At 73.8% G+C, this 23,900-nt stretch carries 17 protein-coding genes; 10 read left to right on the top strand and 7 right to left on the bottom strand.

Going from position 1 to position 23,900, the window contains the following annotated elements; translation table 11 throughout:
- The first annotated feature begins 5 nt into the window (after positions 1-5).
- Both ABZ576_RS31680 and ABZ576_RS31675 read left to right on the top strand, forming a co-directional pair.
- Positions 6-701 (top strand): HAD-IA family hydrolase, encoded by a 696-nt coding sequence (locus ABZ576_RS31680; protein WP_360748609.1) that lies wholly within the window; start codon positions 6-8, stop codon positions 699-701.
- Positions 702-703: 2 nt separating this feature from the next.
- Complete coding sequence (locus ABZ576_RS31675) at positions 704-1,654, top strand: ROK family protein (RefSeq protein ID WP_360748606.1); 951 nt, start codon at positions 704-706, stop codon at positions 1,652-1,654.
- 130 nt (positions 1,655-1,784) lie between these two features.
- Here ABZ576_RS31675 and ABZ576_RS31670 read toward each other — a convergent pair whose 3' ends face one another.
- Positions 1,785-3,458 (bottom strand): bifunctional 3-(3-hydroxy-phenyl)propionate/3-hydroxycinnamic acid hydroxylase, encoded by a 1,674-nt coding sequence (locus ABZ576_RS31670; RefSeq protein WP_360748603.1) that lies wholly within the window; start codon positions 3,456-3,458, stop codon positions 1,785-1,787.
- A 206-nt stretch (positions 3,459-3,664) separates the two neighbouring features.
- On the opposite strand from ABZ576_RS31670, the gene ABZ576_RS31665 reads away from it, so the two are divergent.
- The 5 genes from ABZ576_RS31665 to ABZ576_RS31645 all read left to right on the top strand — a co-directional run bounded on the left by ABZ576_RS31665 (position 3,665) and on the right by ABZ576_RS31645 (position 6,557).
- On the top strand, positions 3,665-4,438 hold the full coding sequence (locus ABZ576_RS31665) for an alpha/beta fold hydrolase (protein WP_360748600.1): 774 nt from the start codon (positions 3,665-3,667) through the stop codon (positions 4,436-4,438).
- Positions 4,439-4,471: 33 nt separating this feature from the next.
- Positions 4,472-4,642 (top strand): hypothetical protein, encoded by a 171-nt coding sequence (locus tag ABZ576_RS31660; protein ID WP_360748597.1) that lies wholly within the window; start codon positions 4,472-4,474, stop codon positions 4,640-4,642.
- Positions 4,639-5,091 (top strand): type II 3-dehydroquinate dehydratase, encoded by a 453-nt coding sequence (locus ABZ576_RS31655; protein ID WP_360748594.1) that lies wholly within the window; start codon positions 4,639-4,641, stop codon positions 5,089-5,091. The genes ABZ576_RS31660 and ABZ576_RS31655 overlap by 4 nt, the downstream gene beginning before the upstream one ends.
- A 103-nt stretch (positions 5,092-5,194) precedes the next feature.
- A complete protein-coding gene (locus ABZ576_RS31650) occupies positions 5,195-5,887 on the top strand; it encodes an alpha/beta hydrolase (protein ID WP_360748591.1) in 693 nt (230 codons plus the stop codon).
- 106 nt (positions 5,888-5,993) lie between these two features.
- Positions 5,994-6,557: an SRPBCC domain-containing protein gene (locus ABZ576_RS31645; RefSeq protein WP_360748588.1), complete on the top strand. Its 564-nt coding sequence runs from the start codon at positions 5,994-5,996 to the stop codon at positions 6,555-6,557.
- Positions 6,558-6,606: 49 nt separating this feature from the next.
- On the opposite strand, the gene ABZ576_RS31640 is transcribed toward ABZ576_RS31645, so the two are convergent.
- Positions 6,607-8,466, bottom strand: a complete 1,860-nt coding sequence (locus ABZ576_RS31640; protein WP_360748585.1) for a matrixin family metalloprotease — start codon at positions 8,464-8,466, stop codon at positions 6,607-6,609.
- A 360-nt stretch (positions 8,467-8,826) separates the two neighbouring features.
- Positions 8,827-9,273 carry an AsnC family transcriptional regulator gene (locus ABZ576_RS31635; RefSeq protein WP_360748582.1) on the bottom strand — a complete coding sequence of 149 codons (447 nt, stop codon included), beginning with the start codon at positions 9,271-9,273 and terminating at the stop codon, positions 8,827-8,829.
- Positions 9,274-9,441: 168 nt separating this feature from the next.
- Between ABZ576_RS31635 and ABZ576_RS31630 the strand changes: the two genes are divergently transcribed.
- Positions 9,442-12,882: an indolepyruvate ferredoxin oxidoreductase family protein gene (locus ABZ576_RS31630; protein WP_360748579.1), complete on the top strand. Its 3,441-nt coding sequence runs from the start codon at positions 9,442-9,444 to the stop codon at positions 12,880-12,882.
- Between the two features lie 191 nt (positions 12,883-13,073).
- Here the strand turns inward: ABZ576_RS31630 and katG are convergent, their stop codons facing one another.
- The 3 genes from katG to ABZ576_RS31615 all read right to left on the bottom strand — a co-directional run bounded on the left by katG (position 13,074) and on the right by ABZ576_RS31615 (position 17,858).
- A complete protein-coding gene (gene katG / locus ABZ576_RS31625) occupies positions 13,074-15,266 on the bottom strand; it encodes a catalase/peroxidase HPI (protein ID WP_360748576.1) in 2,193 nt (730 codons plus the stop codon).
- Between the two features lie 264 nt (positions 15,267-15,530).
- Positions 15,531-16,805: a glycoside hydrolase family 6 protein gene (locus tag ABZ576_RS31620; protein WP_360748573.1), complete on the bottom strand. Its 1,275-nt coding sequence runs from the start codon at positions 16,803-16,805 to the stop codon at positions 15,531-15,533.
- An 87-nt stretch (positions 16,806-16,892) separates the two neighbouring features.
- Positions 16,893-17,858, bottom strand: coding sequence for a glycoside hydrolase family 6 protein (locus ABZ576_RS31615; protein WP_360748570.1), 966 nt, complete (start codon positions 17,856-17,858; stop codon positions 16,893-16,895).
- A 210-nt stretch (positions 17,859-18,068) separates the two neighbouring features.
- On the opposite strand from ABZ576_RS31615, the gene ABZ576_RS31610 reads away from it, so the two are divergent.
- The gene (locus tag ABZ576_RS31610) at positions 18,069-19,082 is read left to right on the top strand and encodes a LacI family DNA-binding transcriptional regulator (protein ID WP_360748567.1); all 1,014 of its coding nucleotides are present in this window, start codon (positions 18,069-18,071) and stop codon (positions 19,080-19,082) included.
- Positions 19,083-19,366: 284 nt separating this feature from the next.
- Here the strand turns inward: ABZ576_RS31610 and ABZ576_RS31605 are convergent, their stop codons facing one another.
- On the bottom strand, positions 19,367-20,878 hold the full coding sequence (locus tag ABZ576_RS31605) for a glycoside hydrolase family 43 protein (RefSeq protein ID WP_360748564.1): 1,512 nt from the start codon (positions 20,876-20,878) through the stop codon (positions 19,367-19,369).
- 73 nt (positions 20,879-20,951) lie between these two features.
- On the opposite strand from ABZ576_RS31605, the gene ABZ576_RS31600 reads away from it, so the two are divergent.
- Complete coding sequence (locus ABZ576_RS31600; protein ID WP_360748561.1) at positions 20,952-23,867, top strand: BTAD domain-containing putative transcriptional regulator; 2,916 nt, start codon at positions 20,952-20,954, stop codon at positions 23,865-23,867.
- The last annotated feature ends 33 nt before the right edge of the window (positions 23,868-23,900 follow it).

The following is a 23,900-nucleotide window of genomic DNA, read 5'->3' as shown; positions in this document are numbered from 1 at the left end:
ACCCCATGACAGTCCACTCGACCGACCGGCCCGTCACCACGCCCGGCCTCCTGACCACACCCCGGCGGGCGGTCGTCTTCGACCTGGACGGGGTGATCGTCGACAGCTTCGCGGTCATGCGGGAAGCCTTCGCGGTCGCCTACGCGGAGGTCGTCGGCGACGGCCCCGCGCCCTTCGAGGAGTACGTGCGCCACCAGGGGCGCTACTTCCCCGACATCATGCGGATCATGGGGCTGCCGCTGGAGATGGAGGAGCCCTTCGTCCGCGAGAGCTACCGGCTCGCCCACCGCGTCGAGGTCTTCGACGGCGTCCTCGAACTGCTGCTGACCCTGCGGGTACGCGGACTCCGGCTGGCCGTCGCCACCGGCAAGGCCGGCGACCGGGCCCGCTCCCTGCTCGACGGGCTCGGCCTGCTGCCGTTCTTCGCGCACGTCATCGGCTCCGACGAGGTGGCCCGGCCCAAGCCCGCGCCCGACATCGTGCAGCGCGCGCTGGACCTGCTGGGCGTGCCGCCCGAGCAGGCCATCATGGTGGGCGACGCGCCCACCGACCTGGCCAGCGCCCGGGACGCCGGCGTCGCCTCCGCCGCCGCCCTGTGGGTCGGCCCCGACGAGGAGGAACTGCTCGCGGCCGGGCCCGACGCCGTCCTGCGCCGCCCCGGCGACCTGCTCGCCCTGTGCCCCGCCGTACCGGGCGACTGAGCGTGCCCGCTCCCCGGGACCGGCAGCCCGGCGCCGCACCGGCGCCGGGCTGCCTCGGTATCGACATCGGCGGCACCAAGGTCGCCCTGCGCGCGGAGAGCGACGACGGACGGACCGAGGAGTCGTCCTTCCGCTGGGGCCCGCACCGGGACGCCGACCGTGACCTGGCCGACCTGGCCGCCCACCTGAAGGAGTTCCCCGGCCGGACGGACGTCCGGGCCGTCGGTGTGGCCGTACCCGCCACCGTCGGCCCCGGCGAACGGATCACCGCCTGGCCCAGCCGCCCCGCCTGGACCGGCCTCGCCCTCGGCCCGGCGCTGCGCGCGCTGTTCCCCGGCGCGGCGGTCGCCTGGGCGGACGACGGCGACCTCGGCGCCCTCGCCGAGGCGGACGCGGCCGGCTGCCGCGACCTCCTCTACATCGGGGTCGGCACCGGAGTGGGCGGCGGATGCGTCCTCGGCGGCGCCCTGTGCCCCGGCCCCGCCCGCGGCTCCTTCGAGATCGGGCACCTCGTCGTCGACCAGGACGGCCCCGAGTGCGTCTGCGGCCGGCGCGGCTGCCTCCAGGCGACCGCCTCCGGCCCGGCCACCCTCGCCCGCGCCGCCACCCTGCGCGGCGCCCCCGTCGGTCACGACGAGCTACGGGACGGACTGCGCGACCGGCGGCCGTGGGCCGAAGCCGCCCTGGACCGCACCGCCCGCGCCCTGGCCACGGCCGTCACCGGCGCCGCGGAACTCCTCCACCCCGAACGCGCCCTGCTCGGCGGCGGCTTCGCCGCGGGCGTCCCCGCGCTCCTGCCCGCCGTCACCACCCACCTGACCGCACTCTCCCGCCCGGGCCACCCGCCACCGCCCCTCGCCGCGGCCCGCCTGGGCGGCCTGTCGTCGCTGCGGGGAGCACTGCTCCTCGCCCAGCGGCTACGGCACCCCGACGCCGACGCCCGCCGGGGGTGAGCGCGGGCCGCCTCCCGCCCCACCCCGTCCGGCGCCGCCACCGCCCTCTGCCCCGACGGATCCGAGCCCTTCGGCCGGCCGGCACAGGCACAGCCCGGGGCCGGCGCAGGCACCGGCCCCGGGCTCCCGGTCAGCCGGCGCGGCCCGCCGTGGCCGGTGTCCGTGCGGTCAGCCGGGTGCGCAGGCCGTCCACGAGCGTGCTCGCCGCGGCCGGACCGGACGCCGCGCCGAACACGTGGTAGTCCGGGCGTACCAGGAGCGCGGTCGCGCCGTAGCGGTCGAGATAGGCGCGCAGCACCCCGTCGGCGTCCACCGCGTCGACCACCCCGCCCGTGCCGTCGTACGCCCCCGCGGCGGGCCGCAGGCGGACCACCGGGGCGCCGAGGTCCCGCAGGAAGGACATCCGGTCCGGGGTCAGCCCCTCTTCCGCCCCCGGCGTGACGAACAGGACGAAACCACGGCCCACCGGATCCGCCATCGGCTCCGCGCCGGACGGCTCGCACAGGCGGCCGTGCGGCAGGACCTCACCGGCCGGCGGCACCCTGCCGCCCGCGCCGGAGCCGTCCGGGCCGTGCAGCAGGCCGCAGGTGACCGGCCGCGCCGGGTCCGGCCGGCCCGGCCCCCGACCGTGCCGGTTCGCCAGCACGGTCGCGTCCCGCTCCGCGGCGGCCGCCGGATCCGTCACACAGATCAGCCGCCCCAGCTGCACCGACGCCAGGATCGACTCGCGCACCTGCGCCTTGCGCTCCTCGGTGTAGGAGTCGAGGAGGGACTCCGGCGCCCTCCCGCGCAGCACGAGGTCCAGCCGCCACGCCAGGCCGACCACGTCCCGCACCCCCGAACACATGCCCTGCCCCGCGAACGGCGGCATCAGATGGGCCGCGTCCCCGGCCAGCAGCACGTGCCCCGCCCGCCAGTCGTCGGCCCACCGCGCCTGGAAGATGTACGTGGTGCTGCGCAGCAGCCGGGCGGTGTCGGGGGTGACGCCGTACGGCGCCAGCAGCCGCCACGCGGTCTCCTCCCGGTTCAGGTCCGCCGCCCGCTCGCCCGGCAGCCGCATGAACTCCCAGCGCCGGTGCCCCGGCCCGCTCCCGACCAGCGTGGTCGGCCGGGCCGGATCACAGAGCTGCACGTTGGTCGGCACGAACGCGCGCGGCGCGCGCAGCTCCACGTCACACAGCAGCCACTCGTAGGAGAACCCCAGGTCGGTGACGGACACACCCGTCCGCTCCCGCACGAAGCTGTTCGCGCCGTCGCAGCCGACCACCCACCGCGCCGAGAACGTCCGGGCGGTGCCCTCCTCGTCCTCGGCCGTCACCGTCACCCCGTCCGGGCCGTCGGCCAGGTCCACGACCCGGCGGTCGCGCAGCACCGTGATCTCCGGCAGCCGCGCGGCGCGGGCGGCGAGCAGCTCCTCCAGCGCGGGCTGGTGCATGGTGTTGGCGTCGGGCCAGCCGTACGGCCCCTCGGTGGTGAACTCGATGTCCAGCAGCGTCCGTCCGTCCGCCGTACGCCACTGGTACCCGGTGCCCGGCTCGGTGATCCGGCCCAGGTCGCCGCCGATGCCCGTGCCGGCCAGCAGCCGGGCGGTCTCCCCGTCGAAACTCGTGGCCCGCGGCAGCGTGTACGGTCGCCGCCGGCGTTCGAGGACGGTCACCCGCCAGCCGCGCTGGGCCAGCAGGATCGACAGCACCGAGCCGACGGGTCCGTACCCGACGACGAGCACGTCCGTCTCCGGCCCGGCCGGCGGTGCGGACGGTGAACTGGTGGACGCCGTCGCGTCGCTGGGTGACACATCGGACATGGGAACCCCCTCGGTGCGGCCTGGCTGACTGGCTGACGGGCCCTGCTCGGGTGACTCGTGGCGAGCGTACGGCCCGGTGACCGGCCGTGTCCGGTGTCCGCCCCACGGCTATCAGGTTGGGGGATACCGGCGCCGCACCGGCCGGTTCTAGCCTGCTGAAGTCCCGCACCGGCGCTGGTCTTCGACGTGAAAGCGAGCCATTCGGCATGCCTGGAGCAACGGCACAGTTCGAGAAGTGGGTCAGCGTCTTCCGCCCCTCGCCGGACAGCGCGGTACGGCTCGTCTGCCTGCCGCACGCGGGCGGTTCGGCAAGCTTCTTCTTCCCCGTCGCGACGGCCCTCGCGCCCACCGTGGAGGTCCTGGCCGTCCAGTACCCGGGGCGGCAGACCCGCCGCCACGAACCCGGCATCGACAACATCCCCGAGTACGCCGACCAGATCTTCGCGGCCCTGCGCCACCTGGACGACCGGCCGCTCGCCCTGTTCGGGCACAGCATGGGCGCGGTCCTCGCCTACGAGGTGGCCCTGCGCATGCGGGAAGCCGGACTGCCGTCTCCGGTACGGCTGTTCGCCTCCGGCCGGCGTGCCCCCTCGCGGTACCGCGACGAACACGTGCACGCGGCGACCGACGAGGAGGTCCTCGCCGAACTGCGCACGCTCAGCGGACCCCACCAGGCCGCCCTCGCCGACCCGGAAGTGCTGGCGATGTTCCTGCCGGCGATCCGCAGCGACTACACCGCCATCGAGCGCTACCGGCACGACCCGGCCCGGCTGCTCGACTGCCCGCTCACCGTGCTCACCGGCGCCGACGACCCGCGGACCACGATCGAGGAGGCACGGGCCTGGGAGGAGCACACCACCGGAGCGACCGACGTGCACGTCTTCCCGGGCGGCCACTTCTTCCACGTCGAGCGGAGCGCCGAGGTCGTCGCACTGCTGTCGCGCAGCCTGAGCGGGCAGGGCGCCGACACCGTCCGCTGACCGCACCGAACCCGTCCGACGAGGGAAGTGCCCGTGACGCTTGCCAACCCGGTGCCGACCACGGCACCGCACTCGCTCCTGGTCTTCCTCCTCCGGTTCGCCTTCCTGCTGCTGCCCGCCCTGAAGGACGACGACTCCGGTCCGGCCGGGGCCCGGCACGGCTCCGGACGGTCCGGCCCACCGAACAGTGAGGTGACCCCATGACCACCCTGCTCCTGCTGAACGGCCCCAACCTGGGCATCCTCGGCCGGCGCGAGCCCGAGATCTACGGCACCGACACCCTCGCCGACATCGAGAAGGCCGTCGCCGCGGAGGTGAGCGGCGCGGGCTGGGAGGTGCTGTCCCTCCAGCACGACGCGGAGGGCGACCTGGTCCGCGACATCCACCGGCACCACTTCGACACCGTCGGCGCCATCGTCAATCCCGGTGCGCTGATGATCGCCGGGTGGAGCCTGCGGGACGCGCTCGCCGCCTATCCGCAGCCCTGGATCGAGGTGCACCTGAGCAACGTGTGGGCCAGGGAGCAGTTCCGGCACGAGTCCGTGATCGCCCCACTGGCCTCCGGCGTCGTGGTCGGCCTCGGCTCGCTGGGCTACCGGCTCGCGGCGAGGGCCCTGGTGGAACTGGTGGGAGAGCGAACGGGCGAGGGATGAGAACCGGCCCCGACCTGTGGGCGGACCCTCGTAGGTGCGCGCCCCCTGGCGTGCACCCCAGGCAACGTATGACCGTACCCGCGTGTCGGAAGGACACCCCATCATGCAGCTCGCACTCCATGAGGTCGGCGACGGAGACCGGACGGTGCTGCTCGTCCACGGCGTCATGTCGTCGGCGCGGACCTGGCGCCGCGTCGCTCCGCTCATCGCCGAGCGCGGTTACCGCGTGATCATGCCCGACCTGCGCGGCCACGGCGACAGCCCGCACGCCGACGAGTACACGCCCGAACTGCTGGCGGCCGACCTCGTGGAGTCGGTCCCGGCGGGCGTCGACCTCGCCCTCGCCCACTCCTTCGGCGCGCCCGTGCTCGCCCTCGCGGTCCCCGGTCTGCGTCCCGCCCGCGTCGTCTACAGCGACCCCGCGTGGAAGCTGGGCGTCAAGTCGGTCGACGAGGTGCGGGAGTTCGCGCAGGCCACCAAGTCGGCCACCGCCGAGAGCATTCGCGCGCTGTGCCCCCGCTGGCTGCCCGAGGACATCGAGGCGGAGCTGGACGGCTACGCCCGGTGGGACGTGCGGGCCATCGAGTGGCTCCGCAGCGACCGGGACCTGATCCCCGCGCGGGCCGAGGTGCCCTCGCTCGTCCAGGGTGCCGGCGACCACCACCTGGTCCCCGACGAGCTGGCCGAGCGGCTGCGCGGACGCGGCTTCGAAGTGGTGTACGTACCGGACACCGGCCACTGCGTCCACCGCGACGACCTCGACGGCTTCCTCAAGTCCCTGGACGGCTGGCTCTGACCGTAACGGCCCGCCCCGACGGGACGGTTCGCCCTGACCGGGGCGGCCGGCTCCGGGCCCGGACGGCGGCCCAGGACGGCGACACCGCCCGTGTTAGGTTGATCCCATGGACGCAGGTCACCTCACGCGGGAGGAGCCGGCGGGTACCGCCGCCGATCCGACACCACCCGCGCTGCACGGCTCGTTCACCCTCGGCCTGGACTTCTCGGTGACCCGCGCCGAGGTCTTCCGCGGCTTCGCCGACCCGTCACTGCGGCAGCGCTGGTTCCGCCTCCCCGGCCGGTCCGCCACCGCCGAACACGCACTGGACTTCCGCGTCGGGGGCGGCGAGACCGCCCGCAACGTCTTCGTCTCGGGCGACATCGAGGAGCGCGTGGCCTACCGCTCCCGGTTCCTCGACATCGTGCCGGACACCCGGATCGTCCACGTCTACGAGGCCGAGGTCGACGGTGTCGTCCGCTGGGTCTCCCTCGTCACCGTGGAACTCGCCGACGAGGCCACCGGCTCCCGCCTCACCTGGACCGAGCAGTACACCTGGCTGGTGCCCGGCGACGATCCCGACCAGGACGTCGCCCACCTGCGCGGTGGCACCCGGCTCCGGCTCAACGGGCTCTCCACGGTGGTGAACCCGGAGCGCCACCGCGGCCTGCTCGGACACCATCCGGGTTGATCCGCCTGCTCGGACACCAGCCGGGTTGATCCGAACGGCGAGACACCCCCTAGACCCAGCCGTTGCTGGGGGCGGTCTGCCACAGGTGCCACAGCCCGCCGTCCAGGCCGCGCACGAACACCTCCAGCCGGCCGTCGGCGTTCGACGCGACGACGGGGTCGGTCAGCCCGCCGCCGAGGGACGCCCAGCCGCTCCAGCCGCCGTTCGGCGCGGTCTGCCAGATGTGCCAGAGCGCTCCGTCCAGACCCCGTGCGAAGACCTCCAGCCGGCCGTCGGCGTTGCGCCCGACGACGGGGTCGGTCAGCCCGCCGCCGAGGGACGCCCAGCCGCTCCAGCCGTTGTCGGGCGAGGTCTGCCAGATGTGCCAGAGCGCCCCGTCCAGGCCGCGCGCGAACACCTCCAGCCGGCCGTCGGCGTTCGACGCGACGACGGGGTCGGTCAGCCCGCCGCCGAGGGACGCCCAGCCGCTCCAGCCGTTGCTGGGCGAGGTCTGCCAGATGTGCCAGAGCGCCCCGTCCAGGCCGCACACGAACACCTCCAGCCGGCCGTCGGCGTTGCGGCCCACCGTGTGCCGGCCGACGGTTCCGCCGCCGAGGGACGCCCAGCCGCTCCAGCCGCCGTTCGGCGCGGTCTGCCAGATGTGCCACAGCGCACCGTCCAGACCCCGGACGAAGACCTCCAGCCGGCGGTCGGCGTTGCCCGCGGCGACCGGAAGGGTCAGGCCGCCACCCAGCGAGTTCCACTCGCTCCAGCCGGTGTCGGGTGCGGTCTGCCACTTGTGCCAGAGCGCTCCGTCCAGGCCGCGCGCGAACGCCTCCAGCCGGCCGTCGGCGTTGCGGCCGACGCAGGGGGCGCCCTGGATGCCGCCGCCGAGGGACGCCCAGCCGCTCCAGCCGTTGTTGGGCGCGGTCTGCCAGATGTGCCACAGCGCCCCGTCCAGGCCGCGTGCGAACACCTCCAGCCGGCCGTCGGCGTTGGGTGCGGTGACGGGATGGGTGAGCCCGCCGCCCAGTGACGACCAACGGGGGCGTGTGCCGTAGATGGAGCGGACTCCGGCGACGTCGTCCTCGGTCAGTTCGCGGCGCGGGCCGCCGTAGAAGGCGAACATGACCGCCGACTTCTCCGCCGAGTGGTCCAGCCCGATGCCGTGGCCGAACTCGTGCAGGGCGACGGTCGGCAGGTCGATGCCGGTGGCGGGCAGGTTCACCGACCAGGTCTCGGCCTCGTCGAAGTGGCAGTCACCGGCGAGGGAACCCCCGGACGGCGGCGGGTAGTAGCAGTGCGCCAGGGTGCCGCCCGTCCCGTCGAAGGCGGCGTTGGCGCCGTCGCCGTGGTTGCCGCTGAAGAAGCCGATCCGCATGTCTCCGCCGGCCGGGTTCTCGACGAACGACAGCGGGCTGACGGCGGACCAGCGGTCGAACGCGCCGCGCACCGCCGCGTTCACCTCGGCCGCGGTCAGGTCCGGAGTGGTGTTGGACAGGGAGTAGCTGACGGTGAGACTCGCCCAGCGGCTGCCCTGTGCGACGAAGGACGGCGGGGTGCCGTCCCCGTCGGCCGCCACCACGTCCGGGAAGCCGCAGCGGGGCCTGCTCATCAGCTCCAGGGTCGCGTCGTCGACGTTCCCGGTCGCCTCCAGCCCGTGCTTCTTCTGGAACAGGGTCACCGCGGTCCTGAGCTGGTCGTCGTAGACCCGGGGGTCGGCCGGTTCGAACGCCATCGCCGAGCGCCACCACGGGTAGCGGCCGGCCAGCTCGGGGTTGGGGAAGTACCCGAAGCGCTTCAGGTACCGGTACACCTGCTCGACGTGGTCGCCGGCGTCGCCCGGTGCGACGGTGTGCCGCGGTGCGACGTGTTCCCGCTCCGGCGCCATCATGGCCGCGGTGCCTGACTGCCTGCCGTGGTTCGTCATCCTCCTCGCTCCCTCTCCTGTTGCTCCGGTGCCATGCCGTCGGGCGTCGACCGCACGCCGGCCTGGGCGGACCGCGCAAGGGCCCTCAGTGAGCAAAAAGAACAGCGGAGGAGATGCGCAGGATGCGGAGAATCACCACGACATGAGTGGATGACAGATGCGAGCCGGGGGGGGAGTGGAGGTCCACTGCCCTCGGGTGTGCCCACCGGACAGGGGCCACGGGGAGGCAAGTCTCCCGCGCACCACGCTACGGCGCGGGGGAGGGACCGGCAACCGCGACGGCCCGGCACACGGCGTCCGGCACTCGCCGTCCCGCACACGGCGTCCGGTGTCCGGCGCACACCGGGAAACCGCGCGGCCTCAGTCCTCCCGCGTCCACGAGCCGAGGACCATCAGGGTCCTGGTGCCGATCACCTTGCCCGAGCCGCGCAGACGGTCGATGACCTCCTGGAGGTGGTTGATGTCGCGCACCCGCATGTGCACCAGGGCGTCGAGGTCGCCGGCGATGGTGAACACCGCCTGCACCTCCGGCGTACGGGTGGTGCTGCCGAGGATGTCCCGGATGGTGGTGGTCCCGGCGTAGCGCAGCTCGGTGAACGCCTCGATGCCCCAGCCGAGCTTGGCGTGGTCGACCTTGACGGTGAAGCCGGTGATGACCCCCGCCTCCCGCATGCGGTCCACCCGGCGTTTGACCGCGGCGACGGACAGCCCGACCTCGGGAGCCATCTCGGAGAACGTGCGACGGCCGTCCGCGTGTAGCAGGCGGAGCAACTGGTGATCGGTTTCGTCCAGCTCGTTCGACGTCATCGGAACCCTCCCGCCTCCGCGTAGTGGCGCAATTAAATCGAGCGGGTCGCGCCGTGTCCATCAATTCTTTGCGTCTTCGGGGCGAGACGCCACCGGCCTCTTGCGTCGGCCGTCGCTTGGTTGTGTGCTGTGGGCCACTTCCCGCTCCCCTGATCCGTGGAGGATCTCGTGCGTGCCCTGACCGTCACCCCGTCGCTCGACGACAAGTACGCGGCTTCGGACGGACGCGCGCTGATGTCGGGGGTGCAGGCGCTGGTGCGCCTCACGCTCGAGCAGCGGCGGCTGGACCGCGCGCGCGGCCTCGACACCCGGGTCTTCGTCTCCGGCTACCAGGGCTCCCCGCTGGGCGGTGTCGACCTGGAGATGGGCCGCGCGGCCAGGTTCCTGGACGAGGCCGGAGTGGTCTTCCAGGCCGGACTGAACGAGGAACTGGCCGCCACCGCGGTCGGCGGCAGCCAACTGCTCGAACAGCTCCCGGGCCGCCGCCACGAAGGCGTCACCGGCTTCTGGTACGGCAAGAACCCGGGCCTCGACCGGGCCGCCGACGCGATCCGGCACGCCACGCTCGCCGGCACGGCACCGCTCGGCGGGGCGGTGGCCTGGATCGGTGACGACCCGGACTGCAAGTCCTCCACGGTGCCCAGCTCCTGCGAGCCGATGTGCCAGAGCCTGGGGATGCCGCTGTTCGCGCCCGGCTCGGTGCGCGAGATCATCGAGTACGGGCTGCACGCGGTCGCCCTCTCCCGGGCCGCCGGGCTCTGGACCGGCCTGAAGATCGTCACCGAGGTGGCGGACGCCTCGGCCACCGTCGACCTCACCGATCTCGCCCGGGGCGTCCCCGAGCCCGCACGCCGCGAGGCCGGCGCACCGCCCCTGCTGCTCGGCCCCGCCGCGCTGGACGCCGAGCAGGACCTGCTGACCCGCCGGCTGGGCATCGCCCGGGCCTACGCGCGCGAGCACCGCCTGAACCGGATCGTCTCCACCTCCCGGCGGGCGACGCTGGGCGTGATCGCGTCGGGTACGTCCTTCGCGGTGGTGCGCCGGGCACTGGCCGACCTCGGCATCGGCGAGGCGGAGGTGGAGCGGCTCGGCGTACGCCTGATCGCCCTGGGCATGCCCTTCCCGCTGGACGGCGAACACCTGGCGGAGCTCACCCGGGGACTGGACCGGCTGCTGGTGGTCGAGGACAAGACCGCCTTCCTGGAGAACCACCTCAAGGCGGCCCTCTACCGGCGGCCCGACGCCCCCGCCGTCATCGGCCGCCTCGACGAGTCCGGGCGCCCGCTGCTCACGGCCCGCGGCACCCTGAAGGCCGACGACGTGGCCCGGGCGCTGGCCGGGCTGATCGGAGCGGAGCGGCTCCCCGGCCAGTCCGCCGCACTCCTGGAGCGGCCGCGGCCCTCGGGGCTGCGGATGCTGCCCCTGGTCGCCGCCCGCACGCCGTTCTTCTGCTCCGGCTGTCCGCACAACATCTCCACCCGCACCACGAAGGACACCCTGGTCGGCGTCGGGATCGGCTGCCACGCCATGGTCGCCCTGGACGGCAGCGGCAGCCGCGGCCACCAGATCGGGGTGACGCAGATGGGCGGCGAGGGCGCGCAGTGGTTCGGCCTCTCGCCGTTCACCGAGGACCGCCACTTCGTGCAGAACCTCGGCGACGGGACCTTCCACCACTCCGGTTCGCTGGCCGTCCGCGCGGCCGTCGCCGCCGGCGTCACCATGACGTACAAGCTCCTCTACAACGACGCCGTCGCCATGACCGGCGGACAGAGCATCGAGGGCCGCCTCGACGTCGCCGCGCTCACCCGGATGCTGGCGCTGGAGGGCGTACGCCGGATCGTGGTGACCACGCCCGAGCCGCAGGGCTACCGCGGGGTGCGCCTGGACCCCCGCGCCTCGGTGCGGCACCGGGACGACCTGGCGGAGGTCGAGCGGGAACTGGCGGCCGTCGAGGGCGTCACCGTACTGATCCACGACGACCGCTGCGCGGCCGAGGAGCGCCGGCTGCGGAAGCGGGGCAGCCTGCCGGCGCCCACTGCCAAGGTCGTCGTCAACGAGCGCGTCTGCGAGGGCTGCGGGGACTGCGCCGAGCAGTCCACGTGCCTGTCGGTGCAGCCCGTGGAGACCGAGTTCGGCCGCAAGACGCGCATCCACCAGCCGTCCTGCAACTCCGACCTGAGCTGCCTCAAGGGCGACTGCCCCTCCTTCCTCCTGGTGGAGCCGGCCCCCGGGCCCGCGCGGGCGGACCGGCGCGCGGAGCGCAGCCTGCCCGAGCCGCCGGTGCCCCTGCGCGAGCCCGAACGCCGCTTCGCCGGCCGCGAGGTGCTGCTGCGCATGCCCGGCATCGGCGGCACCGGCGTGGTGACCGTCTCGCAGATCCTCCAGATGGCCGCGCACCTCGACGGGATGTACGCCGCGGGCCTGGACCAGACCGGTCTCGCCCAGAAGGGCGGCCCCGTCGTGAGCGACGTGCGGATCGGCAAGGACCCGGTGACCGGCGCGGTGCGCGCCTCCGGCGCCACCGTCGACGCGCTCATCGGCTTCGACCTGCTCGGTGCCGCGGCCGACACCAACCTCGCCGCCTGTGCCGCCGAGCGGACGGTGGCCGTCGTGAACACGGCCGTCGTACCCACCGCCGCCATGATCACCAGGGGTGCCGCGGTGCCCGGCGGCCCCGAGGACGCCCTGGCCAGGATCGCGCTCGCGACCACGTCCGACGCGCTGTTCGCGGTCGACGCCCAGAGCCTCGCGGAACAGCTCTTCGGTGATCACATGCCGGCCAACCTGATCCTCCTCGGCGCGGCCTACCAGCACGGCTGCCTGCCCGTCAGCGCCGAGGCGGTGGAACGCGCGGTGCAGCTCAACGGCACCGCGGTGGCCAAGAACCTCGCCGCGTTCCGCTGGGGCCGCGCCGCCGTGATCGACCCGGCTGCCGTGCGGCGCGCCGCCGCGCCGCGGACGCCGGAGCCCCAGCCGACCGCCACCCTGGAGGAGGCGGTGGCCCTGCGCGTCACCGAACTGACGGCGTACCAGGACCGCGCCTACGCCGAGCGCTACCAGCGGGCGGTGCAGGCCGTCACCCGCATCGCCGTGGAACGCGCGGGGGAGGAGCACGGCCGGCGCATCGCGCTCGCCTTCGCCAAGGCGCTGCACAAGCTGATGGCGTACAAGGACGAGTACGAGGTGGCCCGGCTGCACCTGGATCCGGCGGAACAGGCCCGCATCCGCGAGGAGTTCGGCCCGGACGCCGACGTCTCCGTGCTGCTGCACCCGCCGGTGCTGCGCGCCCTCGGCATGCAGCGCAAGCTGCGGCTGCGCCGCACCCGGGTGCCGGCCTTCCGCGTCCTGCGGGCCGCACGGCGGCTGCGCGGCACCCCGTTCGACCCCTTCGGTCACGCTGCGGTGCGGCACGAGGAGCGTGCCCTGATCACCGAGTACCAGCACCTGATGCGGGACGCCCTCGACCGGCTCACCCCGGACAACGCCGAGGCGGTCGCCGGGATCGCCGCGCTGCCGGAGGTGATCCGCGGCTACGAGGACATCAAGGTGGCCCGGGTCCGGGACTACCGCGAGCAGGCCCGTGCGGCGCTGGCCGCGCTGGGGGACTGACCTCACGCCACGGACAGCGCACCCCGGCCCGCGCCCATGAGTTCGGGTGTGCCCGGTGCCCGGTGCCCGGTGCCCGGTGCCCGGTGCCCGGTGCCCGGGCCCGGTACGGAGACGTGGGACCCCCCGTCGGCGTGACCGACGGGGGGTGAGACGGCCCGGACGGCCGGGTCGGGCCGGCCGGGCCGTCGGGGTCAGGCGAGGTCGAACCGGTCGAGGTTCATCACCTTGTTCCACGCGGCCACGAAGTCGCGTACGAGCTTCTCTCCCCCGTCGCCGGCCGCGTACACCTCCGCCACGGCCCGGAGCTGGGCGTGCGCGCCGAAGACGAGGTCGACGGCGGTCGCCGTCCACTTGACCTCGCCGGTGGCGCGGTCCCGCCCCTCGTACACGTTCTCGTCCGTGGCCGACGCCGTCCACTCCGTGCCCATGTCGAGCAGGTTGACGAAGAAGTCGTTGGTCAGGCTTCCCGGCCGGTCGGTGAAGACGCCGTGCGGGGACCCCTGGAAGCCGGTGCCGAGCACCCGCATGCCGCCGAGCAGCACCGTCATCTCCGGGGCGGTCAGCGTCAGCAGGTTGGCGCGGTCCAGCATGAGGGTCTCCGGGGACAGCTTCTCGCCCTCCGGGAGGTAGTTGCGGAAGGCGTCCGCCTTCGGCTCCAGCACCGCGAACGACGCCGCGTCGGTCTGCTCCTGCGAGGCGTCCGTACGCCCCGGCGCGAACGGGACCGTGATGTCGTACCCGGCGTTCCGCGCGGCCTGCTCGACGGCCGCGCACCCGCCGAGGACGATCAGGTCGGCGATGGAGACGCGCGTTCCGCCGGTCTGGGACGCGTTGAACTCCTGCTGGATCCGCTCCAGCGTCCGCAGCACCTCGGTCACCTCGGGCACGTTGTTGAGCGCCCAGTCCTTCTGCGGCGCGAGCCGGATCCGCGCTCCGTTCGCCCCGCCGCGCTTGTCCGTGCCGCGGAAGCTCGCCGCCGCGGCCCAGGCGGTGGTGACCAGCTGGGAGAGGGAGAGACCCGAGGCGAGGATCTCGCCCTTGAGGGCGGCGATCTCCTCGTCGCCGACCAGCTCGTGATCGACCTCGGGGACGGGGTCCTGCCACAGCTGCGGCTCGGGGATCCAGGGGCCGAGGTAGCGCGAGACGGGTCCCATGTCGCGGTGCAGCAGTTTGTACCACGCCTTGGCGAAGGCCACCGCCAGCTCGTCCGGGTTCTCGTGGAACCGCTTCGTGAGGGGCCCGTAGACCGGGTCCACCTTCAGCGCGAGGTCCGTCGTCAGCATCATGGGCGCGTGCCGCTTCGACGGATCATGGGCGTCGGGCACGGTGCTCGCGGCCGCCGGATCCGTGGGGGTCCACTGGTGGGCGCCGGCGGGGCTGCGCGTCAGCTCCCACTCGTACCCGTACAGGTTGTCCAGGTACCCGTTGTCCCACCTGGTCGGCTCGCTGGTCCACGCGCCCTCCAGACCGCTGGTGAGCGCGTCGGGGCCCTTGCCGCTGCCGTAGGTGTTCCGCCAGCCGAGGCCCTGCTGCTCCAGGGGCGCGGCCTCGGGCTCGGGGCCGATGTAACTGGCGTCGACCGCGCCGTGGCACTTGCCGAAGGTGTGACCGCCGACGATGAGCGCGACCGTCTCCTCGTCGTTCATCGCCATGCGCGCGAACGTCTCACGGATGTCCCGGGCGGCGGCCATCGGATCCGGGTTGCCGTTCGGCCCCTCCGGGTTGACGTAGATCAGACCCATCTGCACGGCGGCGAAAGGACCGGTGAGTTCCCTGTCGCCGCTGTATCGCTCGTCCCCGAGCCAGGTGTCCTCCGGGCCCCAGAAAATCTCCTCGGGTTCCCAGATGTCCTCTCGCCCGAAACCGAACCCGAACGTCTTGAATCCCATGGATTCCATGGCGCAGTTTCCCGCGAAGACGAGGAGATCGGCCCAGGAGATTTTCCGGCCGTACTTCTGTTTGACCGGCCACAGCAGGCGGCGCGCCTTGTCCAGGCTCGCGTTGTCCGGCCAGCTGTTGAGGGGGGCGAAGCGCTGTGCGCCGCTGCCGCCACCGCCGCGGCCGTCCGCGATGCGGTACGTTCCCGCGGCGTGCCAGCTCATCCGGATGAAGAGCGGCCCGTAGTGGCCGTAGTCGGCGGGCCACCAGTCCTGCGATGTCGTCATCACCTCGAAGACGTCGCGCTTGAGCGCGTCGACGTCGAGGGTCGCGAACTCCTTCGCGTAGTCGAAGTCCTCGTCCAGCGGATTGGCACGGGGCGAGTGCTGATGGAGAACCTGGAGGTCCAGCTGATTCGGCCACCAGTCCCGGTTCGTCCGGGGCCGCCGAGTCGGCGTGGGCGTCGGTGAGGGGATTGCCGGATTCTCGCTTTCACTGCCGGACATGCCCGTCCTTCTTCCTGTCTCGTGTTCCTTCTGGCTGGTCACCGCGTCGGGAATCGCACTTGTGCCGCTTCCGTATCGTCGCGCACCGCGGACCACACCTCCATGAAACACGCAGAGCACCCCGTATGACAGACAGGGGAAAACCCCGTATGACATAGACGGGAAACCGCGGGCGGCCGCGCCGTGACCCGCCCCCGCGAGCGCGGCCGGCCACGAGCGATCGCCGGCTCGTGACCGGCCGCGCGAACGGCCGCCCGGCAGGGCTTAGCGGTTGAACGTCAGCCGCGGTGCCGCGTTGCGGGCCAGGGTGTGCGCCTGGTCGGGCCACCACGTGCCGGCGGGCGGGTCGACGATGCCGTACTCGGGGTCGACGGTGCCGCCGGTGCCGCGCGTGCAGCTGCCGTCGGACTCGCCGGGGACCTTGATCCACAGGTACGCGTCGACGAGGGGCACGCCGGTGTCGGCGGTGGGGCGCGGACCGAGCCCACGGCCGGGCGCGTTGCACCAGGGTTCCGGGTCCCCGCTGTACTTGCCCGGCTCCGGGGTCCAGGCACCCAGACCGTTGCGGCCGGTGTCGATCACGAAGTGGTGCAGCGCGCCGGCGGGCGGGGCGCCCACGTTCTGGTCGAACCACGCGTCGGTCCACCGCCAGGTGGAGGGGTCGGCGGAGGAGACGGCGTTGCCGGGGGCGCCGTCGTTGGGTGCGGCGGATGAGTAGTACTGGCTGGCGCACCGCTCGGGGTGGCCGCGCCCCTCCTCGGGTCCCTCGGTGGCCAACCACATGCACTTCGAGATCCAGGTGCCGTACCTGGCGTTGTGGTCGGTGGGGTGCATGTTGGACACGTTCAGGGCGAAGCCGTCGCCGTACCGGACCCCGGCGTCCAGCAGCCGCTGCGCCATCTCGCCGACCGGGCGCCACTGGACGTTCCCCGCGTCGAGGTAGACCGCCGTGCGCGGCCCGCCCTTCAGGGTCCTGACGGCGTAGGCGAGGTCGGCGATCCGGGCGGTGGTGAGCGCGCCGGTCGGGTCGGTGGTGGGTCCGCAGTCCCTGGGCAGGAGGGCGGTGCCGTCGGGTTCCACGACGACCACCGCCTTGCGGCCGCCGATGCCCGCGGCGAAGGCGTCGATCCACTGCCGGTACGCGGCGGACGACGCGGCTCCGCCGCTGGAGTACTGCGTGCAGTCACGGCCCGGCACGTTGTAGGCGACCAGCACGGGGGTCCGGCCGGCGGCCCCGGCCCGGCGGACGAGTCCGCTCACCTTGCGGCGCACCTCGTCGGGCGTGCCCTCGGTGAACCACTCGGCCTGCGGCCAGCTCGCGAGCCTCGCCATGTTCGCGGCGTCGGCGAGGTCGCCGTTCCGCACGTCCACGAGGGCCTGCTGCGCGGCCTTGCTGTGCGGGTCCACGTAGAACTTCGTGGCCGGTGTGATCGCGTCCTGCGTGGGGGTGGCCTGCGCCTGCGTCGCGGTGAGAGCGGCGCAGGCGCCGAGGGCCGCGATGACGGCGGCCGCGCGGCGCCGTAGGCTGCGTGGGTTCATGGCTGCTTCCTGGTCGACGGGGTGATTGGGGAGCGCCCGCCGCCCGGCGGAGTGCCGGTCGCCTGTGCGGGCGGCGGGTGTCCGGGATCAGTAGCCGTAGATCATCTTGTAGGCGACCTCGGGGAGGAACTGTCCGGCGGTGGAGCCGGCCCCCACGCCGCAGTTGCCGTCCGACTCGCCCGGGGTCTTGATCCACAGGAGCATCTCGGCGCCACCGCCCGTGCGGGTGGGCGTGCCGATGCGGCGGCCGGAGGGGTTGCACCACTGGCCGTCGGAGCCGTTGCCGTTGCGGCTGGTGTCCACGACGAACGGCTTGGTGTAGCCGTAGCGGGCGGACAGTTCGCTGTTGACGGCATTGCCGTAGGCGGTGTTCTCGGCGGTGGTGAAGTAGTTCGAGACGTTGAGCGAGAAGCCGTGTGCCTGGCGGAGGCCCGCCTCGTGCAGGCGCCGGGCCATGGTCGCCGCGTCGGTCCAGCGCGGGTTGCCGGCGTCCATGTACACCCACGTGTTGGGGGCCTGGCGGCTGAACTCGGCGAGTGCGCCGGTGAGCATGGCCTCGCGCTCGTCGATCTGCGCCTGGGTCATGCAGCCGTAGTCCCCGAGGGAGTCCGGTTCGAGGATGACGACGGCCGGGCGGCCCGCGATCCCGCCGGCGAACCGGGCGATCCAGTCGGCGTACGCGGACGGCGACGAGGCCCCGCCCGCCGAGTGCCCGCCGCAGTAGTCGCGGTGGTAGATGTTGTAGGCGACGAGGATGGGCAGCTTGTCCCGGGCGTCCGCGGCCCCGGCGTACGCGCCCGTGGCGGTGCCGATGGCGCCGCTCCAGGAGCCGAACCAGCGGGCCATCGGGGTGTTGGCGATGGAGGCGTTGATCGCGGCGGCCCGGCCGTCGGCGGGGTTGGCGGCCACCCACCGCTTCGCGCTGGAGTCGGGGTCCACGTAGAACCCGCTGGTCATGGTGGTCGGGTCGGCCGCGTGGGCGGACGGCGCGGCGGCGAACGCCAGCGGCAGTGCGCACAGCGCTGCAACGAGTGCGCGGACTCGGAGGCGCATGTCGGTACCTCGCTCTTCCTGGTCAGGGACACGGGCTGCTGGGAGCGCTCCCACTGGAAGCGGTCCCAATGGTGTGACCGGCTGGTTGGGCTGTCAATGACTGACGCAAGATCTGCGTGAGACGGCGGATTCGGTTGGCGTAAGTGGAAGCGCTCCCAGAAGCGCTCCCAGACCTGCTCGCGACGGCCCGCTGTGCCAGACTCACCGTTCATGGCAGAAGTTGCGCCGCGTCGGCAGCCGACGCTCGACGAGGTGGCCGAACGCGCCGGTGTCTCCCGCTCCGTGGCGTCCCGGGCCCTCAACAACGCCCCGCACGTCAGCCGCGCCAAGCGCGAGGCGGTGGAACGGGCCGTCCGGCAACTCGGTTACGTGCCCAATCCGACCGCCCGCGCGCTGGCCACCCGGCAGACGGGAGCGGCTGCCCTGGTCGTCTCGGGGGAGGATCCGTCGATCTTCGCCGATCCGTTCTTCGCCCAGGTGATCGTGGGGGCGTCGGCCGCCCTGGAGGAGGCGGACCTGCATCTGATGCTGTGCCTGGCCGCTTCCGACCGGGGCCGCGCGCGGGTGGCCGGGCTCCTCCGGTCCAGGGGCGCGGACGGAGTCATGCTGATGGCGCTGCGCGAGGACGACCCCCTGACGCGGGTGGCCGCCGAGGCGCGGATGCCCGTCGTGTTCGGCGGGCGCCCGGTCGGTCCGGCTCCCCGGTGGTACGTGGACGTCGACAACGCCGGCGGAGCGCGCGAGGCGACCGAGCACCTCATCGCGCGTGGCCGCAGGCGCGTGGCCGCGATCTGCGGGCGGCTGGACACCGAGGCCGGGCGCGCCCGGTACCGCGGCTACCGGGACGCCGTGCTGGGCGCCGGTCTCGATCCGTTCCCGCCGCAGGCGGGGGACTTCACCGAGCCCAGCGGGGCCGCCGCCATGGCGGCACTGCTGGCCGAGCACCCCGACGTGGACGGGGTGTTCGCCGCCAACGACAACATGGCGGCGGGCGCGCTGCGCACACTGCGCCAGGCCGGCCGACGGGTCCCCGACGACGTCGCGGTGGTCGGGTTCGACGACCTGACCGTCGCCCGGATCGCCGATCCGCCGCTCACCACCGTCCATCAGCCCATAGAGGCCCTTGGGCGGGAGATGGCGCGCATGCTCGTCGCGCTCGTCAACGGGCAGGACCCCATCCCGCTCATCCTCCCCACCCGCCTGGTCGTGCGCGCCAGCGCCTGACGGCCGTGCCCTCCTCGGCACCTGCCCCGCGACACGGCCGGGGCCCGCCGTCGCCGCCGGCGTTCACGTCCTGGAAGAGGTACCGCGTTCCGGACATCCGCCCCGTCGGCGCCTCTGCCCGGACGCCATCCGCCTGGACGCCAAGGGGGCCGCGACCGGCGACGGGACCCCGCTGGTCCTGTGGACTGCAACGGCGCAACGGCCAGGCCGGCCGGAGGTGGTCCCGCGCCTGAGCCCGGGCGGGTTCCCGGGCGGGCCCCGGCCCCGGATCAGGGCGTCGGGGCTCAGTCGTCGAGGGGTTCGTAGTCGAACCAGTCGAAGTGGACGGTGCCTTCCGCGGCGTACATGCCGATGACGCGGCCGGTGAAGCCGCCGCCGACCTCGGTGGACAGGTAGCGGCCGTCGAGCGTGGCGAGTTCGGTGAACGCCCCGCCGGGCTGCTCGAAGCCGAAGGAGACGACATCGGGTCCGGTGCACGGTCCGTGCGGAGGGGGCGGGTCGGTGATCGTGACGCCGAGGACCGACGGCCCTGCGGGCACGGGCCGCTCGGCCACGACGCTCCGCAGGTCGCCGACGCGCGCGATCACCTGCACGCGGGTGCCGGTCGCCTCGATCGCGTAGTGGTGCCGTTCGTCGAGCCGCACGGCGAGGCCGCCGCGCCCCGTGGACGGATCGATCAGGGTGCGTGCCCTGCAGGTGAAGTGCTGCTGGCGGCGGCCGGTGAACACCACGTCGGGCTCGTCCAGGGAACCGCCCCGCGCGCGGAGCGTCAGCCATCCGGGGCGTTCCTCGGTGGTGCAGTGCTCGGCGGGACGGTCGCGCACCGAGATCCAGCACGGCCGCAGTCCGGCGAGGTCGAAATCGTCCCGCGGCTCCGGGACGGGGCCGGGGGAGAGGGGCCAGGGGAGCGCGGACGGGTCGGGGGCCACCTCACCGACGATGGGCCAGCCGTCCACCCAGGACACGGGTGCGAGGAAAGTCTCCCGGCCGAGCACGTGCCAGCCGGGGGTGCCGCCGCGCGGCCGTACGCCGAGCAGGACCATCCACCAGGAGCCGTCGGGGGCCTGGACCAGGTCCGCGTGTCCGGTGTTCTGCACGGGATGGTCCGTGCCGCGGTGGGTGAGGACCGGGTTGGCGGGGCACGGCTCGAAGGGGCCGCCGGGGGTCCGCGCGCGGGCGACCGACACGGCGTGGCCCCGCTCGGTGCCCCCCTCGGCGATGAGCAGGTACCAGTGGTCGCCGATCCGGTACAGGTGCGGGGCCTCCGGAGCCTTGGCGCCGGGTCCGCCGGACCAGAGCGGCCGCGCGGTCCCGTACGTACGTCCCGTGGACGGGTCGATCCGCAGCTGCGCGACTCCGGCGACCGTGCACCAGCAGGTGCCGTCCTCCTCCCACGCCAGGTCGGGATCGATGCCGGGCACGCCGGGCGCCGGGACGGGGTCCGACCAGGGACCGGCCGGGTCCTTGGCCGTGACGATCAGGTTGCCGCCGCCCTCGCGGGCGTTGGTGACGATCAGCCAGAAGCGGCCGTCGTGATACCGCAGGGTGGGGGCGTAGATCCCTCCCGAGGACGGCATGCCGGCCGGCAGCCGCAGCTGCTCCGGCCGGTCCAGGACGTTGCCGATCTGGGTCCAGTGCACCAGGTCGCGGCTGTGGAAGAGGGGAACGCCCGGGAAGTACTCGAAGCTGGAGCAGGCGAGGTAGTAGTCGTCGCCGACGCGGCAGACGCTCGGGTCGGGATGGAATCCGGGTATGACGGGCGCGGCCACACGGGCGTCCCGCTGCTGATCTGGCACCCTCGGGTGTCCTTTCGTCGGGTGAACGGCCGGGAAGGCGACCGGAGGTGAACGCGGCCCTATACTCCCCAGCGTGCCCTCCCACGGGGAAGTGCCGGCGCACGGCAGTCCGCTCCGGTTCGCCGTGCTCGGTCCGCTCCGGGCCTGGCGCGGCGACGTGCGGCTGGATCTCGGCCCGCTGCGCCGGCAGGCCTTGCTGGCGGCGCTGCTGCTGCGGCCGGGTACCACCGTCAGCCGGCAGCAGCTGCTCGACGCTGTATGGGGTTCGGAACCGCCGGGCACCGGTGCCAAGGTCATCCCGGTCTACGTGCACCAGCTGCGCAGGCGTCTGGACCCGGGAGCGGGAGGTACCTCCGGGTCCGTGATCCTGACCGACCGGGGTGGCTACCGCCTCGATGCGCGCAGCGTCCGGACGGATGTGGCCCGACTGGGAGAGATCGTCGAAGAGGCCCGCAGCGCACGGATTTCCGGTGACCTGGCCGCCGCGGTGAGCGCGTGGTCCGCCGCCCTGGACCTGTTCCACGGTGAACCCCTCTCGGCGCTCCCCGGGCCGTTCGCCGAGGCGGAGCGTCTACGGCTGTCGGAACACAGGCTCGTGCTGGTGCGGGACAAGGTGGAGTGCCAGCTGCGGCTGGGCCGGCACGCCGAGGTCGTCGCGGAACTGTTCGCCCTGTCCGCGACGCACCCCCACGACGAGTCCGTGGCCGCCCTGTTGATGCGCGCCCTCTACGCCGCCAACCGGCAGGCCGACGCGCTGTCCGTCTTCGCCAAGGTGCGCCGCCGTCTGGTGGAGGAACAGGGAGCGGAGCCGGGCGGCGAACTGCGGCGGGTGCACGAGGCAGTGCTGCGCGCTGATGAAGGTCTCCTCGTGGGCGCACCCCCGCCGGCAAGCCGGTCGACAGGCCGCCGGCCGCCGGCCGCGCGCTCCCTTGGGTGCCCGCGGGACGAACTACCGGTCGACGTCGGTGGTTTCACCGGGCGCCACCACGAGCTGGACGCGCTCCTCGCGCCGATGGACGAACAGGCGGTGACCGTCCGTGCGGTGGACGGCATGGCCGGAGTCGGCAAGACCGCGCTCGTGGTGCGCGCCGCGCGGGCGGTACGCGACCGTTTCCCGGACGGCTGCCTGTTCGTGGACCTCAACGGTCACCGGCAGGGACGGCAACCGGCTGTGCCGGAGCGCGTGCTGCGCCGCCTGCTGCGGGCGGTCGGCGACCTCACGGAAGGCGACGGTGATCCGACGGGGGACGTCGAGGGCCTGGCGGCGTCCTGGAGAGCGGCCACCGCCGCCCTCCGGCTCATGGTGGTGGTCGATGACGCACGCGCCGCACCACAGGTGCGCCCCCTGCTGCCCGCCGGTCCGGGCAGCCTCGTGCTGGTGACCAGCCGCCGGCGGCTGACCGGGCTCGACGTCGACCGCAGGATCTCGCTGGCGCCGCTGGAGAGGGACGAGGCGGAGGCCTTGCTGACCGGTGTGGTCGGCGGCACGGGGTCCGCTCCGGAACGGGCCGCGGTGCGGGAACTGGCCCGCCTGTGCGACCGGCTGCCGCTGGCCCTGCGGGTCGTCGGGGCGCGGATGCAGGGCCGCCCGCTGTGGGCGCTGGAGCGCATGGTGGTCCGGCTGGCCGACGACGAGCACCGTCTCGCGGAACTCGCGGTCGAGGACCGCAGTGTGGAGGCGGCCTTCCAGGTCTCCTACGATCAGCTTCCCGACGCGCAGCGCCGGGCGTTTCGCGTCCTGGGCCTCTCGCCCACCGTGCGTTTCGATCCCCTGACCCCGGCCGCCCTGCTCGGCCTCCCCCCGTCCGCCGCCGAACGCATCCTGGAGGGCCTGGTCGAGGCGAGTCTCGTCCAGGAGGCCGTCACGGGACGCTACCGCCTGCACGACCTGGTCGCGGTCCACGCCCGCCGCGTCGCCGCCGCGCACCCCGCGGAAGCCGCCGCGGCGCGGGCCGGGGTCTTCCGGCTCTACGTGGCCGCCGCCCGCCGTGCGAGCGACTGGGGGCCCGTCGCGTTCCCCACCGGCCCGGCGGCCGACACGGCGCCCTTCGCCCACGGGGAGGAGGCGACGGCATGGCTGGACGCGGCGGGCGGCGAACTGGTCGACGTGGTCGCCCAGGCGGCGGCCGTGGGCCACGTCGACGACGCCGGCCGGCTCGCCGAGGGATTGTGCGACTACTTCACCCGGCAGGGCAGGTACCACGAGTGCCGGGCCGCCGTCGAGATCGTACTGCCGCTCACGGAGCAGCTCACCGACCAGCGCCTGATCTCCCAACTGCGCACCTGCATGGGCATCGCGTACGGGCTGCAAGGTCACTACGGGCAGGCGCGCCGCTGGCTGGACGAAGCGCTCCGGATCAGCCGCCGCACCGGAGACGTCCTCGAGCAGGCACGGGCTCTGGGTTCCCTCGGCATCTTCGCGAACGCGGCAGGGCGGCCGGCCGAGGCCGCCGCGCTCCTGGCCGAGTCCGCCGACCTGTCCCGGGGGGTGGAGGACGACTGGCTCGCCGTGATGTACCTGGCCAACGTGGGCGCCGTCCACCATCAGGCGGGGGAGAACGAGCAGGCGCTGGAGTGCTACGCGGCGGCGGTCGGTCTCGCCGAGCGGATCGGCAGGCCCCGGATCCTGAGCAAGACGCTCTTCCGCATGGGTGCGCTTCAGCTGGACCGCGGGTGCCACGCGCGGGCCGCCGACGCGCTGACCCGGGCAGCCGAGCTCGCCGAGCGGGTGGGGGACACCCCCCTCCTCGCCGCGGTCCTCGGCAGACTCGCCGCCGTGGAAGAGGGCCTGGGCAACCCGGCCGGAGCGGCCCGCCGCCACGCCGAGGCGCGCGCCGCGGTCGGCGGACGGCCCGGCGCCGGGCTGCGGGCCGAGATCCGCAACCGGTTGGGCTGGCAGCACGCCGCGACGGAGGACCTCGTCCAGGCCCGCGCACGGTTCGAACGGGCCGTCACCCGCTCCCGCACCGCGTCCGGTGAGACCGCGTAGGCCCGCGCACGGTTCGAACGGGCCGTCACCCGC

The sequence above is a fragment of the Streptomyces sp. NPDC013455 genome (assembly GCF_040632975.1).
Lineage (GTDB): Bacteria > Actinomycetota > Actinomycetes > Streptomycetales > Streptomycetaceae > Streptomyces.
This window is presented reverse-complemented; position numbering and strand designations above follow the sequence as displayed.

Excerpts from the sequence above, each read along its gene's own strand:
- ABZ576_RS31680 (WP_360748609.1), top strand. The coding sequence starts at position 6 with ATGACAGTCCACTCGACCGACCGGCCCGTCACCACGCCCGGCCTCCTG.
- ABZ576_RS31670 (WP_360748603.1), bottom strand. The coding sequence starts at position 3,458 with ATGTCCGATGTGTCACCCAGCGACGCGACGGCGTCCACCAGTTCACCG.
- ABZ576_RS31665 (WP_360748600.1), top strand. The coding sequence starts at position 3,665 with ATGCCTGGAGCAACGGCACAGTTCGAGAAGTGGGTCAGCGTCTTCCGC.
- ABZ576_RS31655 (WP_360748594.1), top strand. The coding sequence starts at position 4,639 with ATGACCACCCTGCTCCTGCTGAACGGCCCCAACCTGGGCATCCTCGGC.
- ABZ576_RS31650 (WP_360748591.1), top strand. The coding sequence starts at position 5,195 with ATGCAGCTCGCACTCCATGAGGTCGGCGACGGAGACCGGACGGTGCTG.
- ABZ576_RS31645 (WP_360748588.1), top strand. The coding sequence starts at position 5,994 with ATGGACGCAGGTCACCTCACGCGGGAGGAGCCGGCGGGTACCGCCGCC.
- ABZ576_RS31640 (WP_360748585.1), bottom strand. The coding sequence starts at position 8,466 with ATGACGAACCACGGCAGGCAGTCAGGCACCGCGGCCATGATGGCGCCG.
- ABZ576_RS31635 (WP_360748582.1), bottom strand. The coding sequence starts at position 9,273 with ATGACGTCGAACGAGCTGGACGAAACCGATCACCAGTTGCTCCGCCTG.
- katG (WP_360748576.1), bottom strand. The coding sequence starts at position 15,266 with ATGTCCGGCAGTGAAAGCGAGAATCCGGCAATCCCCTCACCGACGCCC.
- ABZ576_RS31620 (WP_360748573.1), bottom strand. The coding sequence starts at position 16,805 with ATGAACCCACGCAGCCTACGGCGCCGCGCGGCCGCCGTCATCGCGGCC.
- ABZ576_RS31615 (WP_360748570.1), bottom strand. The coding sequence starts at position 17,858 with ATGCGCCTCCGAGTCCGCGCACTCGTTGCAGCGCTGTGCGCACTGCCG.
- ABZ576_RS31610 (WP_360748567.1), top strand. The coding sequence starts at position 18,069 with ATGGCAGAAGTTGCGCCGCGTCGGCAGCCGACGCTCGACGAGGTGGCC.